Annotated in this window: 12 protein-coding genes and 1 pseudogene; 8 read left to right on the top strand and 5 right to left on the bottom strand. The window is 58.0% G+C overall.

Going from position 1 to position 16,071, the window contains the following annotated elements:
* Positions 1 to 1,039: 1,039 nt before the first annotated feature.
* Positions 1,040 to 2,059 (bottom strand): FIVAR domain-containing protein, encoded by a 1,020-nt coding sequence (locus AACP62_RS05310; RefSeq protein WP_198206032.1) that lies wholly within the window; start codon positions 2,057 to 2,059, stop codon positions 1,040 to 1,042.
* Positions 2,060 to 2,433: 374 nt separating this feature from the next.
* Positions 2,434 to 3,498 carry a hypothetical protein gene (locus AACP62_RS05305; RefSeq protein WP_339346869.1) on the bottom strand — a complete coding sequence of 355 codons (1,065 nt, stop codon included), beginning with the start codon at positions 3,496 to 3,498 and terminating at the stop codon, positions 2,434 to 2,436.
* An 874-nt stretch (positions 3,499 to 4,372) separates the two neighbouring features.
* On the opposite strand from AACP62_RS05305, the gene AACP62_RS05300 reads away from it, so the two are divergent.
* The 6 genes from AACP62_RS05300 to AACP62_RS05275 all read left to right on the top strand — a co-directional run bounded on the left by AACP62_RS05300 (position 4,373) and on the right by AACP62_RS05275 (position 13,035).
* The gene (locus AACP62_RS05300; RefSeq protein ID WP_339346867.1) at positions 4,373 to 5,422 is read left to right on the top strand and encodes a hypothetical protein; all 1,050 of its coding nucleotides are present in this window, start codon (positions 4,373 to 4,375) and stop codon (positions 5,420 to 5,422) included.
* 684 nt (positions 5,423 to 6,106) lie between these two features.
* Positions 6,107 to 6,970: a hypothetical protein gene (locus AACP62_RS05295; protein WP_198206029.1), complete on the top strand. Its 864-nt coding sequence runs from the start codon at positions 6,107 to 6,109 to the stop codon at positions 6,968 to 6,970.
* A gap of 861 nt (positions 6,971 to 7,831) precedes the next feature.
* On the top strand, positions 7,832 to 8,566 hold the full coding sequence (locus AACP62_RS05290) for a hypothetical protein (RefSeq protein ID WP_339346866.1): 735 nt from the start codon (positions 7,832 to 7,834) through the stop codon (positions 8,564 to 8,566).
* Positions 8,567 to 8,953: 387 nt separating this feature from the next.
* Positions 8,954 to 10,033, top strand: coding sequence for a hypothetical protein (locus tag AACP62_RS05285; protein ID WP_339346864.1), 1,080 nt, complete (start codon positions 8,954 to 8,956; stop codon positions 10,031 to 10,033).
* Between the two features lie 510 nt (positions 10,034 to 10,543).
* Positions 10,544 to 11,617 (top strand): hypothetical protein, encoded by a 1,074-nt coding sequence (locus AACP62_RS05280; protein ID WP_339346862.1) that lies wholly within the window; start codon positions 10,544 to 10,546, stop codon positions 11,615 to 11,617.
* 371 nt (positions 11,618 to 11,988) lie between these two features.
* Positions 11,989 to 13,035 carry a hypothetical protein gene (locus tag AACP62_RS05275; RefSeq protein WP_339346860.1) on the top strand — a complete coding sequence of 349 codons (1,047 nt, stop codon included), beginning with the start codon at positions 11,989 to 11,991 and terminating at the stop codon, positions 13,033 to 13,035.
* Positions 13,036 to 13,511: 476 nt separating this feature from the next.
* Here the strand turns inward: AACP62_RS05275 and AACP62_RS05270 are convergent, their stop codons facing one another.
* The 3 genes from AACP62_RS05270 to AACP62_RS05260 form a co-directional block, all read right to left on the bottom strand.
* Positions 13,512 to 14,090, bottom strand: coding sequence for a hypothetical protein (locus AACP62_RS05270; RefSeq protein WP_339346858.1), 579 nt, complete (start codon positions 14,088 to 14,090; stop codon positions 13,512 to 13,514).
* A 307-nt stretch (positions 14,091 to 14,397) separates the two neighbouring features.
* Complete coding sequence (locus AACP62_RS05265; protein ID WP_339346856.1) at positions 14,398 to 14,643, bottom strand: hypothetical protein; 246 nt, start codon at positions 14,641 to 14,643, stop codon at positions 14,398 to 14,400.
* A 257-nt stretch (positions 14,644 to 14,900) separates the two neighbouring features.
* A complete protein-coding gene (locus AACP62_RS05260; RefSeq protein WP_339346854.1) occupies positions 14,901 to 15,206 on the bottom strand; it encodes a hypothetical protein in 306 nt (101 codons plus the stop codon).
* On the opposite strand from AACP62_RS05260, the pseudogene AACP62_RS08370 reads away from it, so the two are divergent.
* Together AACP62_RS08370 and AACP62_RS08365 are read left to right on the top strand one after the other, a co-directional pair.
* Positions 15,155 to 15,280, top strand: a pseudogene (locus AACP62_RS08370) (hypothetical protein); the annotation flags it as partial. The gene AACP62_RS05260 and the pseudogene AACP62_RS08370 overlap by 52 nt on opposite strands.
* 73 nt (positions 15,281 to 15,353) lie before the next feature.
* Positions 15,354 to 15,446, top strand: a complete 93-nt coding sequence (locus AACP62_RS08365) for a hypothetical protein (protein ID WP_425332914.1) — start codon at positions 15,354 to 15,356, stop codon at positions 15,444 to 15,446.
* Positions 15,447 to 16,071 lie beyond the last annotated feature (625 nt).

Raw genomic sequence — 16,071 nt, 5'->3', positions numbered from 1 at the left:
AGGTAGTGGCAAATACCGATACAAAGTGCAGCGACTCGGTATGCTTTCGTGCCAAAGCTTACTAGGCAAATGCCGACTCTTTCTGCCGTTATACGCCAGGCAGCCCAACAGTATGCAGCAGCGAACGAGCGACGTTCAGGGTGCTGATTTAGGTGTGAGTCCCCATGAGCAGACTTTCGGTCTGGGCTATCTTGATACGTCCAGATGGGACTGCACCAAGATTTTCTTGAGACGAAACTCCAACGGCGATAGTTCGTCTCAAGCCTGAAGGTCTGCTGCAAGATGTCATAGAGATAGGCAAAGGGGCAGCGAGATGGTACTGAACACGTCGACTCACTTGCCTTCTATTTCCATGGTCGTCCCATGTGGTCGCTGATATTTGGCCGAGTGCAGCAAAAGGGCGAGGCTGGCGTTGGGTGCCAGCGAAATGGAGCACCGACAGATGGATGGGATGGTCTTGCAGTGCAGGCCGAGCGGAGTGGGTCTTTAGCATCAGCCATTCCAGCAAGCCACCCGGCTCTGTAAAGCATAACAATCGGCGATACAGTCCCCCTGGTTGTCGATGGCCGGCCCCTCATGGCCTTGCTGCAATTGGTTCCACAGGTTGGGGTAGTCCTGAAGATTGAATCCACCGCTGTGTTGAGTAGTTGGGGCGGATCCGCCTCCTCCGCCGCCATGTTGACCGGTGGTTGGACGGGATTGTGTGTAGCCTTTCCGCCTGTTGCTGGAGGTCGCCGATTTTCGTTGCGGAGATCCTGACCTTTGGGCTGCCTGCTGCGAGGCCTATGCTGCCGCCACCGAATCCACCACCTCCGTCAGCATACGCAGCAAGCGGTGAAAACAGCGTAGAAAGCACAGCAACCACAGCAGCCGCTATGGTCGCTCCATTCTTCCACTCTCTCGTATTCTTCCCTTATCATTAAAAAGGCAGCCCCTTATGGGCTGCCCTAACTGGCTCCCCACTATCGCGCTCATCCGGCAAGATAGAACCGCGATAGCGGGGCGCATTTTTTATTGGTTTATTGGTTATAAGAATTGATTACCCTATCGGGCACACACTGTTACCGTCTACACAGCCTTGAATAGGCTTCGATGGAGTCAGATCAAACCCTGAACCCGATCCGGTGGAGCCGCCAGAATTGGAATGGTTCGAGCCAGAGCCGAAATGAGAATTGTTGTCTGATCGATTAGTGGTAGCGGATCCTGACGAGCCACCGGTCAAACGGCGCTTAGTGGATCCCGAAGAGCCGGAAGACGAGGATCCCGAGGAGGACTTTGACTGAGGCTGAGACTGCGACTGAGCGGCCTGCGCGGCAGCCGCGTCAGCAGCGGCCTTAGCGGCCACACTATCGTTCACGCTATTGACTGGAGCAGTCAACGATGTCTCAGCATCCCGATACTTCTGTGGATTCTTCACGTCCTTACCGGCAAGCACCTTGTTCGCCATATCGATGGCCTGCTGCAACGTCTCGCGGGTCTTGTTGTCGGCAACCTTACCGTTCGTGGAGTCAAGCGTGCCCTGGGCTGCACTCACCGCCTGGGCCAACGACGTCTTCGCATCCTCCAGGGCCTTCGCATCCCGGGAGGCAAGCACGGCATCCGCCGCTTTGGACACGGCCGCGTATTCACCGTCAAGCTTCTCGGCCCTTCCGGCCTCCGTGTTCAGCCCGTCGGTGGGCATGGAAGTCTTGCATCGGATTGTCGGCTGCCTGATCCCTTCGGCGTCCTTCACGCTGCGCGCCAGGGCCACCACGGTGCTCGCATCCTTGACCTGGTCGGACTTTATGCCCGCCGCCTCACGGTAGCGGGCCATCCTGGCCGGACCGGTCTTGTCCTGCAGGGCCTTCACCGTCCGGCTGCAGGAGTCCAGCGCCGCATCATGCCGGCGGGATTCCACCACGCGCCAGCCCACAAGGCCGGCAACAACCACCACCACGACCACCAAGGCGACAACCGCCGGAACCAGCCACTTCGCACGCCGCCCGCCCGACGGGGCTCCCCCGACCGGATCGGACACGCTTTGCAGGTCCATGGTCCCCTCATCAGCGTGGTCCGCCATGAGCATCCTCTCTTCCCATCCGCGCGGATTGCTGTTGCCCCCCCCCCCCCCAGGGTAACCGACCGCACAGTGCCAAAGTGAACTCCTGTACTTAAGCCAGCCGTCCTTACCTCAGAATCCTGTCGATGTTAGACACAGATACATCTTGGCTGGCAATCTCCGACTCACGGCAGGGGCTGGATATGCATCTACAGGCCAAGCTGGAGCGCAGGCGCAGCAGCCGGCCCGCCCATCGTCCGATCTTTCCAGGAGTCATCATTTATGTTTCCCTTCCACTATCATGAAGGGGACGGCCAATATGGTCGCCAACAAACAACGCCAGCGGGATGGGAGACCTGGTAAGAAACCGGTCCCGCTGGCAAATTCTCAATCAATCAGCCAAGGACACACACGCCAGCCGAATTACAACCATGGTTCCCAATCGGCTTTTGATTCTTTAATTCATCAATCCAGCTATTATCCTCACCGCCGCCTTGCGGAGTAGATGGAGCGGATCCGCCGCCTCCGCCGCCCCGGTTGCCGGACGGCCGGTAGGCGGGCCGGCGGGATTGCGTGGAGCCTCTCCGCCCACTGTTGGAGGAGGTCTGACGGTGTCGGGTGGTGCCCTGACGTTGCGCCGGCTGCTTCTGCGCCTGCTGCTGTGCGGCCTGCGCTGCCTGGGCTGCGGCCTGCTGGTCGGCCTGGCTCTTGGCCTGCACGGAGGCGTTCACCCGGTCGATGGCCGCCTGCAAGGCGCCTACCGCATCCCGGTAGGCCTTGGCTTGATCCCCCTTGGCTTGGCCGGCCTGGTCGATGGCCTGCTGCAGGCCGTCACGGGTCGCATTGTCGGCAACCTTCCCGTCGGAATCGGCCAGCAGCCTCGCCGCCTCCTCCTTCTTCGCGTCCAGGGCCGCCTTCGCGTCCTCAAGGATCTTCGCATCACGGGACGCGGTCACCGCCTTGGCAGCCCTGTCCACAGCCGCATATCTGCCGTCGATTTTTCTCGCCTGGCCGGCCGCCGCGTTCAGATCCCCGGTGGACATGGCGGCCTTGCACCGGACCGTCGGCTTCCTGAGCCCCTCGGCGTCCTTCACGCTGCGCGCCATGGCCACCACGGTCTTCGCATCCTTGACCTGGTCGGACTTTATGCCCGCCGCCTGGCGGTAACCGGCCAACCGGTCCGGACCGGTCTTGGCCTGCAGGGTCTTCACCGCCCGGCTGCAGGAGTCCAACGCCGCACCATGCCGACGGGATTCCACCACGCGCCAGCCCACAAGACCGGCAACAACCACCACCACGACCACGGCGACAACCACCGGCACCATCCACTTCGGGCGCCGCCCGTTCGAAGGGGCTCCTCCACCCTCGGGCACAATCGCCGGAGGAGCAGAAACCTCACTCACAACCGGAGCGGGCATGCTCTCCAGACCCGCAGCCCCCTCGCCATCATGGTCCGCCATGAAACACACCCTCTTTCCCTCAGCCTCTGTCTCTTTTCAGGATCAGTGATTGATTGGGCAGGCGCGCATTGCCACCTCGCATATTTGTGGCGATGCCACTCTGTCACCCATCAGAGTCTGCCTCTGCTGCACAGTCTTCGTGGTCTCGTCAAGGCTGCAAACAACTTCCGTGCGCTGCTGTGCAGTGAATCATTGATGCATTGATATTCAATATTTTATCAGGAAGCCGATTATGAATCCTCTGACGATACAAAATTTAGTGTAATTCGATAGGTGGATGATTAAATGAGAGTGAAAATACTGCCGGAAGGTATATGAGTGTATCAGGTTCAGAACAGGTTTGCGGTCGTCTCTCATGCATCAGTAAGAGCAATTGAAGGGGAAATGCTAAAAAGAGAACAGTTAACCTTTCTCATACAACCTGTGTCTTCTTGTTCAGACTTTCTGCCTTTGTTGATATAGCTTGGTTTGACTGGCAAAGTGAGGGCACTGTCATCCATAGAGGTTTGGGGCAGAGAGTCGGTCAACGCTTTTCAACGCTTTCATGTTCACATAGGAAAACAAGGTCAATTGCCGGATATGGCTTCTCTCGGTACCGCTATCTGTATGTCTAGGTGCGAACTGTGATTGGACCCGACTATTAATTTGGAATTTAAACAATCGCATTCCGACATCACCAATTACGGGGATCTGCGATGCAGGCACGAGACTTAAACCTTGTCGGGGGATGGGCTCGCAATAGTTGCATACATATCTTTATTGGTGATAGCTTGAGGCCTCTTTTGATTTTGCATGAGTGATAATAAATTCGTAGTTATCTTTCAGCCTGGTACGTTGTGTGTGATGCTCGGCGAAGAGAATCGGAGAAAGGGTTATGGGCGATAAGGATCAGGAATCAGAAGTTGAGGAAGCAGACGAAGAGGCCAAGGTCGATAAGGCTCCGCCGACGGTCGTGCCGGGAGATGAGGATACCACGTCAGGTAGGCGATATCGGAAGTGGCTGGTTGCGGTGATTGTCGCCGTTGTGGTGGTGGTCGTGGCTGGTCTTGCGGGCTGGCGCGTGGTAGAGAACCGCCGGCATGGTTCGGCGCTGGAATCCTGCAACCGGGCTGCCAAGAGCCTGCAGGAAAGGACTAGCTCTGCAAAGATGGCCCGCTACCGTGAAGCATCAGGTGTGAAAGCAGACGAGGTCAAGGATGCGAAGACCGTGGTGGCCATGGCGCGCAGCGTGAAGGACGCCGAAGGAATCAAGGAGCCGACAATCCGGTGCAAGGCCTCCATGTCCACCGGTGAGCTGAACACTGCAGTCAGCAAGGCTAAGAAGCTGGGCAGCGATTATGCGGCTGTGGACAAGGCTGCCAAGGCGGTGACCGCGTCCCGTGATGCGAAGGCCCTTGAGGACGCGAAGGCGGCCCTGGACGGGAAGAAGGGCGAGGCGTCGAGGCTGCTGGCCGATTCCGACGGGAGGGTGGCCGACAACGCGACCCGTGACGCCCTGAACCAGGCCATCGGCCAGGCCGGCCAGGCCAAGGGGGATAAGGCGAAGGCCTACCAGGATGCGGCGGATGCGCTGCAGGCGGCCATCGACCGGGTGAACGCGTCCGTGCAGGCCAAGAGCCAGGCCGACCAGCAGGCCGCAGCACAGGCGGCGCAGGCCGCACAGCAGCAGGCGCAGAAGCAGCAGGCGCAACGGCAGGGCACCACCCGACACCGTCAGGCTTCCTCCAACAGTGGGCGGAGAGGCTCCACGCAATCCCGCCGGCCCGCCTACCGGCCTTCCGGCAACAGGGGCGGCGGAGGCGGCGGATCCGCTCCATCTGCTCCGCAAGGCGGCGGTGAGGATAATAGCTGGATTGATGAATTAAAGAATCATAAGCCATATGGACAAGCATGTAATTCAGCTGGTGTGTGTGGCATTGGCTGATTGATTGAGAATTTGCCAGCGGGACCGGTTGCTTGGAAGGTCTCCTATCTCGCCGGCCTTATTTGTAAAAGGCCATCGGGCTGTCGCTTCTCATATTCAGATGTAGGGGAATCTTAAACGATGGCTTTGGGAAGATTGGACGTTAGGTCGGCCGAATTCTGCATCTGGGCTCCGGCATAGGTGGGCTTAAGGCTACGCCCATCGCTGTCTTTGAGGAATAGATCGCATACGGAGCTGTATCGACAGTGTGGGCTGTGAGCATGACATGTGCCTAGCTTCGCAGACAGAAAGAGAACGATTGAATGGGAAACCACGGTTTTGCCTACGGTGGGGTCTACATTTTCGACCCTTGTGTGAATTGAACACTTATCGGCCAAGAGTCATCTTTGATTTGCTCCGACGGGGTCTTGTAGGTGGGAATGGCTGGCTTTTGGGCTTGAGCCCACTTTAGATTTGTGCGGGCCGTTACGCTGGAGGAAGACAGTAGCTCGTTTCAGTAAGAAAAAGGGATTTGTCATGGTGGATCACGGGGATGAGGGGACTACAAATTTGCGGGGTGTGTCAGACACGATTGAGGGTGAGTCTTCGACTCCGCCGAGAATTGTATCGGAGGATGGGGGTGCCCCGTCTGACAGACCGCACCCCAGGTGGTTGGTTCCGGTAGTCGTGATAGTGATTGTGGCGGTGGCGGTAATAGCAGGTCTTGTAGGCTGGCGCGTGGTTGAAAACCGTCGGCATGATGCGGCACTCGAATCCTGCAACCAGGCGGTGAAGCCCCTGCAGGAGAAGACCGGATCGGCCAGGATGGCCCGCTACCGTGAAGCATTCGGCGTGAAGAGGGACCAGGTCAAGGATGCGAAGACGGTGGCGAACATGAGCCGCAGCGCGAAGGCCGTCGGCGGGCTCAAGCAGCCGACTGTAGCGTGCAAGGCCCCCATGTCCACCGTTGATCTGAATGCCGAGGCTGGCAGGGCAAGGAAGCTGGACGGTGAATACGCGGCCGTATCCAAGTCGGCTAGGGCAGTTCTCGAATCCAAGGATGCGAAGACTCTGGAGGATGCTAAGACGGCCTTGAACGCGAAGAAGGACGAAGCGTCAAAGCTGTTGGGCGATTCTGACGGGAAGGTGACCGACAACGCGACCCGCGACAATCTGCAGCAGGCCATCGATCAGGCCGGACAGGTCAAGGGGGATGAGGCGAAGGCTTACCATGATGCGGCTGGATCCTTGCAGGCGGCCATTGATCAGGTGAACTCCTCCATGCAGGTCAAGAGTCAGGCCGATCAGGAGGCCGCGGACCAAGCGGCCCAGCAGCGGACACAACGGCAAGGTACCACTCAACGCAGGGCAACTACCTCCAACAACAAGCGGGAAAGCAATATGTCCCACCAGCCAGCATCCAACAAACGAGGTGGCGGATCCTCACAGGCGCCTGCAACTCCATCAGTCCCACAAGGAGATGACGGAGGCTTCGATTGGCACCAATGGTTCGAAGAACATAAAACTCCGAGCCGCTGTCATCCCGGGGAATTCTGCCCTATTGGCTGATTCATTGAAAATTGAGAATTTCCTAGCGAGACAGGTTGCTTAGCAGGCTTCCTATCTTGCTGGCGTTTTGTATGCGACCGTAATGGAGTCCTCTTTATAACAGGAGATGCAAACCTCTATAAGTGTCCTGAAAGATCAGAAGGTAGGCTGGTTAGTTTTTGCACCCGGGCTCCGGCATGGTGGGCTCAAGCGCCTGCTATGGCCGCCTCTCTTGGCCGCTGTGATCGTTATTCAGAAATAAATTGTATGTGGGGGGGGGCATCTGCAGTTTGCGTTGTATTCCCAGCACATAGGTCAAGGACGTGAGCTGATTCCCATTCCTGGGAGAATGGATGCGTAAAGAGATCCCCTCATTTTTCGCCGGAGCTACATATACGGATTATGTGAGAGCTAAACGCTCAATGGTCAAGATCGTTTTGTTTTATGCCGACGGTCTTTGTGGTAGGAGCTGCTGCTTATGTATTTGGGGACACTCTAGCTTTGTGCGGTCGGTTACGCTGGGAGAAGGAAGTAGACAGCGCAAGTGGGAAGAAGGGTTACCTCATGGCGGACCAGGGAGATGAGAGGAGTACGGACTTGGAGAGTTCGTCTGATTTAGTTAAAGACGAGGCTTCGACTCCGCCGACGGTCGTGCCAGAAGATGAGAAAGCCGCGTCGAGGAAGCGGCGCCCCAAGTGGCTGGTTCCGTTGGTGGTGGCAGTAGTTGTAATTGTTGTTGTGGCTGGTCTTGTGGGCTGGCATCTAGTGGAGTCTCACCGGCATGATTCGGCGCTTGAATCCTGCAATCAGGCCGCCAGGTCCCTGCGGGGCAAAACCGGCTCAGCGCAGTTAGCCGAGTATCAGGAGGCTTCTGGTGTAAAGGTGGACCAGGTCAAGGATGCGAAGACGGTGGCGGATATGAGCCGCAGTGTGAAGGCTGCCGGCGGACTCAAGCCTCCTACTATTCAGTGCAAGGCCTCCATGTCTACTAGCGAGCTGAACACCGAAGCCAGTAAAGCCAAGAAGCTTGACGGTGAATATGCGGCCGTATCCAAGTCGGCTAAGGCGGTGACCGCGTCCCGTGATGCGAAGACGCTTGAGGGCGCGAAGACAGCCCTGAACTCGAAGAAGGACGAAGCGTCGAAGCTGCTGGGTGATTCTGACGGGAAGGTGGCCGACAACGCGACCCGTGACGATTTGCAGACAGCTATGGATCAGGCCGGCCAGATCAAGGGGGATAAGGCGAAGGCCTATCAAGAGGCGACGAATTCGTTGCAGGTGGCCATTGACCGGGTGGACGCCTCCATGCAGGCCAAGAGCCAGGCCGACCAGCAAGCCGCAGCTCAGGCGGCGCAGACACAAGCCTCGCAGCAGACTGCCAAGCGCTCAAAATCTTCGCAACAAGGATTATCGTCCTCACACAGCAGAGGGAGGAGAGGCTACACGCCCTCTCGCCCAACCACCAGTCAACATGGCGGCGGAGGCGGCGGATCAGCTCCAACACCTGCGACACCGCAGGAAGATCATTCAAACTGGAGAGAAAGGCTTCAAAATGGCACTGTTTCAAATGGCGGAAAGCCGGTCTGTCAAAAGGGTCAGGCTTGTGGCATTGGCTGATTGATTGGAAGATTGAGGATTTGCCTGCGGAGCCCGCTGTTTGGAAGCTCCTCTGTCCTGCTGGGGTTGCTTGTGGGTGGCTATGAGGTTTGTTGCATTTACGGTGAGGTATGGGAACCATGACCGGCGACCGATGTCTCCTAGGAAGTTTGAATGCTGGGCAGGCCGGCTGCTGCGCCTGGGCTCCGGCTTGGCCTATGGGTGCATATCCAGCACCTGTGTGAGCCGGAGACTCATTAGCTAAGATTTATCTCCGGTTTATGCACTGGGTTCTGTGGTAAGGATGGCTGGTTTATGTACAAAAATTTACTTTAGTACTGTGCAGGCGGTTATCCTAAAAGGGGGAGGGGCAGCCATAATCCGCGCGGATGGGAAGAGAGGATGGTCATGGCGGGCCAGGATGATGAGGGGGCTGCGGGTCTGGAGAGCGTGCCCGACCCGGTCGGGGGTGAGGTTTCTGCTCCTGCGGCGATTGTGCCGGAGGATGGTGGAGACCACTCGGGCAGGCGGCGCCCGAAGGGGCTGGTGCCGTTGGTTGTCGCCGTGGTCGTGGTGGTGGTGGTCGTGGCTGGTCTTGTGGGCTGGCGCGTGGTGGAATCCCGTCGGCATGATGCGGCGTTGGACTCCTGCAGCCGGGCGGTGAAGGCCCTAAAGGGGAAGACCGGCTCGGACCGGTTGGCGCAGTACCGTGAGGCGGCGGGCATAAAGGCGGACCAGGTCAAGGATGCGAAGACCGTGGTGGCCATGACACGCAGCGTGAAGCACGCCGAAGGGATCAGGCAGCAGACGATCCGGTGCAATGCCTCCATGTCCACTGGGGATCTGAATGCGGCGGCCGGCCAGGCCGGAAGAATCGACGGTGAATATGCGGCTGTGGCCAGGGCTGCCAAGGCGGTGACCGCGTCCCGTGATGCGAAGGCCCTGGATGATGCCAGGACCGCCCTGGACGGGAAGAAGGGCGAGGCGGCGAGGCTGCTGGCCGATTCGGACGGGAAGGTGGCCGACAATGCGACCCGTGACGGCCTGCAACAGGCCATCGGCCAGGCCGGCCAGGCCAAGGGGGATAAGGCGAAGGCCTACCAGGATGCGGCGAATGCCCTGCAGGCGGCCATCGACCAGGTGAACGCCTCCGTGCAGGCCAAGGCCCAGGCCGACCAGCAGGCTGCAGCAAAGGCCCAGGCCGCACAGCAGCAGGCGCAGAAGCAGCCGGCGCAACGGCAGGGCACCACCCGACACCGTCAGGCCTCCTCCAACAGTGGGCGGAGAGGCTCCACGCAATCCCGCCGGCCCGCCTACCGGCCTTCCGGCAACCGTGGCGGCGGAGGAGGTGGATCCTCGCAGGCGCCGGCAGCCCCATCAGCCCCACAAGGCGGTAACGGTAATGGATCTGGCGGGCATAAAGTCTTGCCCCCGTTAGATACAACGCATCATGGTTGTAATCCGGATGGTTCCTGTGGCATTGGATGATTGATTGAGAATTTGCCAGCGGGACCGGTTTCTTACCAGGTCTCCTATCCCGCTGGCGTTGTTTGTGGGCGACCATATTGGCCGTCCCCTTCATGATAGTGGAAGGGAAACATAAATGATGACTCCTGGAAAGATCGGACGCTGGGTGGGCAAGGCGGTGGTTGTGACGGTTGCTGTCAGCTGTTGTAGCCGTTATTGCGAAATAAATTGCATGCGGGAATGTACTCGGAGTTCGGGTTGGAGGTCCTGTATATGCCAAGGATCTGTGCCGACTCCCCTTCCTGGTGAGACTGGCTGGGCAAAGAGACCTCTTTATTATTTGCCGGAGCTGTATATCCAATCCCTATGCGAGTAGAAGATTTCATTGGTCAGGATTGATCTTTGGTTTTACAGGGAGTGTTTCAGATAGGAACGGCTTGCTTCTGTGCAGGAGGAGGCTTGAGTTTTGTGCGGGCGGTTACGCTGGGATAGGACGGCAGTAATCCGCGCGGATGGGAAGAGAGGATGGTCATGGCGGATCAGGATGATGAGGGGGCTGCGGGTCTGGGGAGTGTGTCCGCTCCGGTCGGGGGTGAGGCTGCGACCCTGCCGGCGATTGTGCCCGAGGGCGGAGGAGCCCCCTCGGGCGGGCGGCGTCCGAGGTGGCTGGTTCCGGTGGTTGTCGCCGTGGTGGTGGCTGTGGTGGTGGTCGTGGCTGGTCTTGTGGGCTGGCGCGTGGTGGAATCCCGCCGGCATGATGCGGCGTTGGGCTCCTGCAGCCGGGTGGTGAAGGCCCTGCAGGACAAGACCGGTCCGGACCGGTTGGCCGGCTGGCGTGAGGCGGCGGGCATAAAGACGGACCAGGTCAAGGATGCGAAGACCGTGGTGGCCATGGCGCGCAGCGTGAAGGACGCCGAGGGGATCAGGCAGCGGAAAATCCGGTGCAAGGCCTCCATGTCCACGGGCGATCTGAACGAGGCGGCCGGAAGGGCCGAAAAGCTGGACGGTGAATATGCGGCCGTGGACAAAGCTGCCAAGGCGGTGCTTGCCTCCCGTGATGCGAAGGCCCTGGAGGATGCGAAGGCGGCCTTGAATGTGAAGAAGGGCGAGGCGTCGAAGCTGCTGGCCGATTCTGACGGGAGGGTGGCCGACAATGCTACCCGTGACGGCCTGCAGCAGGCCATCGACCAGGCCGGCCGGATCAAGTCCGGCAAGGCGAAGGCCTACCAGGATGCGACTGGATCCTTGCAGGCGGCTATCGACCAGGTGAACGCTTCCATGCAGGCCAAGAGCCAGGCCGACCAGCAGGCCGCAGCCCAGGCGGCGCAGGCCCAGGCCGCACAACAGCAGCCAGCGCAACGTCAGGGCACCACCCAGCGCCGTCAGGCCTCCTCCAACAGTGGGCGGAGAGGCTCCACGCAATCCCGCCGACCCGCCTACCGGCCGTCCGGCAACCGTGGCGGCGGAGGAGGTGGATCTTCGCAGGCGCCGGCAGCCCCATCAGCCCCACAAGGCGGTAACGGAGGTATCGATTGGGACCAATGGATAGAACAACATAAAACACCCAGCCCATGTAAAAAGGGTGAAGCTTGCGGTATTGGCTGATTGATTGAGAATTTGCCAGCGGGACCGGTTTCTTACCAGGTCTCCCATCCCGCTGGCGTTGTTTGTGGACGACCATATCGGCCGTCCCCTTCATGATAGTGGAAGGGAAACATAAATGATGACTCCTGGAAAGATCGGACGCTGTGTTCGCCGGCTTGGCCTGTAGGTGCATGTCCGGTCGCTGCCGTGAGTCGGAGACTTGTCGGCAAAGATGTGGCTGTGTTTCGCATCGACAGGATTCAGAGGTATCGACAGGATTCTGAGGTGAGGATGACCGGCTTAAGTACAGGAGTTCACTGCAGCACTGTGCGGTCGGTTACCCCGGAAGGGGGGTGGCTGTAATCCGCGCGGATGAGAAGAGGGAGTGTTTCATGGTGGACCATGATGATGAGGGGGCCGAGGGTCTGCAGAGCGTGTCCGATCCCGTCGAGGGGGAGGATCCGGCGCCGCCGGCGATTGTGCCGGATGGTGGGGGTGCCCCGTCGGGAGGGTGGCGTGCGAGGTGGATGGTGCCGGTGGTTGTCGCCGTGGTGGCGGTGGTGGTGGTCGTGGCCGGCCTTGTGGGCTGGCGCGTGGTTGAGAGCCGCCGGCATGATGCGGCGTTGGACTCCTGCAGCCAGGCGGTGAAGACCCTGCAGGCCAAGACCGGTCCTGACCGGTTGGCGCAGTACCGTGAGGCGGCGGGCATAAAGGCCGACCAGGTCAAGGACGCGAGCACCGTGGTGGCCATGGCGCGCAGCGTGAAGAACACGGAAGGGCTCAGGCAGCGGACGGTCCGGTGCAAGGCCTCCATGTCCACCGACGGGCTGAACGCGGCGGCCGGCCAGGCCGGAAAAATCGACGGCAAATATGCGGCTGTGGCCAGGGCTGCCAAGGCGGTGATTGCGTCCCGTGATGCGAAGGCCCTGGAGGATGCGAGGGCGGCCCTGGACGGGAAGAGGGAGGAGGCGTCGAGGCTGCTGGCCGATTCGGACGGGAGGGTGGCCGACAACGCGACCCGCGACAGCCTGCAGGCGGCCATCGGCCAGGCCGGCCAGGCCAAGTCCGATGAGGCTAAAGCCTATGAGGATGCGGTGGATGCGCTGCAGGCGGCCATCGACCGGGTGAACGCCTCCATGCAGGCCAAGAGCCAGGCCGACCAGCAGGCCGCCGCCCAAGCCCAGGCGCAGGCTTCCACCCCGCGGCAGGCAGCCCAGAGATCAGGATCTTCGGAACGAAAGTCGGCGACCTCCAACAACAGGAGGAAAAGCTCCACGCAATCCCGTCCAGCCACCGGTCAACGTGGCGGCGGATCCTCGCAGGCGCCGGCAGCCCCATCAGCCCCACAAGGTGGCGGATCTAATTGGCGCGACAGACTAAATCGTCCGGATACTTCAATGCATGGTTGTAATTCGGCTGGTCTGTGTGGCATTGGCTGATTGATTGAGCATTTGCCATAGGTTTTGATTTTTTGGAGAGTTTTTATTCTGCTGGTGTTGCTCTCGGGAGATCAAGGGGCTGTCTCTTTCATAGCACTCTGCTGTACTCGCGAGAGAAAACGATATGGTTCGGCCTGGTTCGAACGTTGTAAGTATGGGCAATGATGTCAATGGCATTTTGAATAAGCCCTTAAGCCACACACGAACGTGAGAAGTTATTCTTAGATTTCATACTTCGCTTTAGGTTCATGTTGCCTCACTAATGGGGTTCAGGTAGTAGCTTGTCGCAGGAGATGATCCGCACTGGATGCGGGCCGTCACTGTTGCTATGGCGGGTGCTGATACAGTCGTTGCGAATGTGACCAATACTGGGAAGGGTTTGCGTCACACCTTCCCATCTCATCCTCGCCTGTCTGGCCTTCTAGTGCATCAATAGGGCGACGTGCCGGATCAGTGTGGGAAGGCTGTACCCGGAATTATGCGGTCTGCTTCGGCAAACTCCGAACATGTGGATCGAGCAATGCAAGCAATTTGACACCATTCGGCTGGTCGCATGAGAGTTTGTGCGGATTACCCTGTTTAATGTCGATCTTTGCAAAGGGGAAGAAATTCTGCCCGTCACCTGCCGGGTAATTCAAGTTCGAAGAAGAGCGCTGCATGGCTTGTCCGTTCACCTTGCATTGTGCGGCTTCTGTCTGCTTAAGGTCGGCCCGTTTTGCTAGTACATACAGGGTTCCCGACTTGTTCGCGGAGATGGTTGTGACGCTGCTGTCGCCAGAAACGTCGTACTTTGTCAAAGATGAAAGATAATTGGAGACCTGTTCCACGGACGGCTCTGAACGGTTCGATCCCTGGCAGCCCGAGAACAGGGCCACACTCATCAATACTGCTACGAGGGCAATTATCTGTTTCTTCCAGATAGCCCTAGCCGTTCTTGCCTCGCTACGGAACGGGGCTGACAATGCCGTGAGCCGTCCCATGTGTCCCTGGTGATCCCGCTGATGCGCATCTGCCGGATCAAAGTCCGTCTGTCCCAAAGCCTTTGTCTTCTTCATCAGTTCTCCTTAGGTAGGTGGGGGGAGAGTTCACGACGCTGTTGATTAGATTTAAGTTTCATAACCCAGAAGAGCGGTTATTAGTTCAAGCAAGTTTAGCTCTTTATTTAAGATATACAAATATTTGCCGATCGGTATCTGCAGTGGTCGAATGCTGGCCATATTTACCTGGTTGGCCGTCGCTCTTAGCATCACGAGCGCGGTCTCTAACCTCGGTAGGCCTGAAAACACAACAGGAATTGTGCTCTGCTTTGGGGAAGTCCTTGAAGGTGTGTCATTGTCACAACGTTGTCTTACTGGCCATTTATCAATACAGAAGCAGCGGCTGGAAAATTAATATGAGTCTGCCTGCATTCCTGGGTTGTGCGGCAAGCTCAGTGAATGTCTTCTGCCCTCTGGCCATTTCTTGTATCCAGCAATACATGCCATTGCGCATCGGCTTGTCTGAATCGTTAACATCCAATTCGATACCCATTTTGAAGAGAAAAAGAAAGTGAAGCGCGCATGGCAGTTCTTTTGTTACCATCACCGAAAATATGGTTTTTGCCAACATTTCTGCCAACCTGCTTACCTGAATGAAAATGTCAGTGAATTCATATCGCACAGCAGGGCTGATGCCAAAGCAAATGCAGAAGAAAGCAAATGCAGAAGACTAAGTAAACCGGAGTCAGCAATTTGCTCTCAACTACTAGGTGTTGTTTCTGTTTGCCCCGAATATCAGTTTTACCCAAAACTCCAGTTTGCAGTATTTCCAGCTTGTGCAAATCAAATATTCTGCTGGTTTGTTCTTTGCAACCAACTTCTCATTCTTCATGTGTCCTTCAACAGTTTCAGTGCGTTGGGGAATCGCTCATTCACTGCACGGACACCACCGGCCAAGGTCCTGCGCAGATCAGGATGATCAATGCCATCGTGAGAGCTGAGTATGGCTTTTTCAGTGATTTCGTTGTTCTTGCGGGGTTGATACACCGCTTTCCAAGCGGAACCGTTGCGATGTGAATAGTCCATAAGTTCGAAGGCTGCCAATGGTCCGTATAAATCGACCATCCTTTGAACCACATCCTTTGCCTCTTGGAGGTCTGCTAAGGAATTGGCCTGATCATGATCCTCTGACATGGCTGGGGGGACCCATAGTCTACTGCGCCGAGGAAAGGGACAACGGGGCCAACCTGCACCTGCTGCATCTGGACGGCAACGCCTTGTCGGGTGATGCAAGCCGCGTGAAAGTCGAGCCTTTCACTTTCCAGGCTGGGGCGTATCTTGATGATCCTCAGGCCGAAGGCTATCCTGATTCCCTATTTTGCCTGGTCCAACCGTGGCGAAAACGAGATGAGGGTTTTCCTGGACGTGGGCTGAAGGCCAGCATCACTCAAGCACGTTGCGGTTTCTGAGATTGACGCATGGCGGTCAAGATCAGCAGCAGGATCAAGGCGTGCTGGAACCGTTGATGGTGCCCCACCTCTGTACGGTCCTGCCGAGCAGCAGGGGGGGGGGCGGTGCCAGTGTGTCGATGACCAGTCCGTTTGTCTCCATTTGCCGCAGGATTTTTTGTTGTGGACGGGCGGATGTTGAATTCCATCTCGATGTCCCCCCCCCCCCCGGGGTGTGGTCTTGGGACTCGCCTTGGCTGCTTTTCTGGATCCCTTGTGCAGAGCTCCGTATGGAATAGTTCCAAGATTCAACCGGTCTAAGGACGCGGTGGACGTGCATTGCTGGATTTCGGCAACAAATATCATCTTCTTGCTATGCAGGGGAAATGCCCGATTCCCGGGCTTACCGTATAGGCAAACAGAGGTTTTTCCTTCCGGCTCATATGTAGGTGGTTGGAAGTTGGCTACTCCCGCATGGCATGGTCTGAGACAGTGCAGCGCACGTAATCATGTCACTTGACAGGGTCCTTATCTGTAGCAATGGCGCCTTGAATGCCAGGACCCCGGGATGAGCTGACGGGTGGACAGTTTGACTATTCAGAGAAGAATGA

It is taken from the genome of Bifidobacterium apis, from assembly GCF_036986835.1.
Lineage (GTDB): Bacteria > Actinomycetota > Actinomycetes > Actinomycetales > Bifidobacteriaceae > Bombiscardovia > Bombiscardovia apis_A.
The sequence above is the reverse complement of the archived record's forward strand: the minus strand, read 5'-3'. Positions and strand labels throughout refer to the sequence as shown.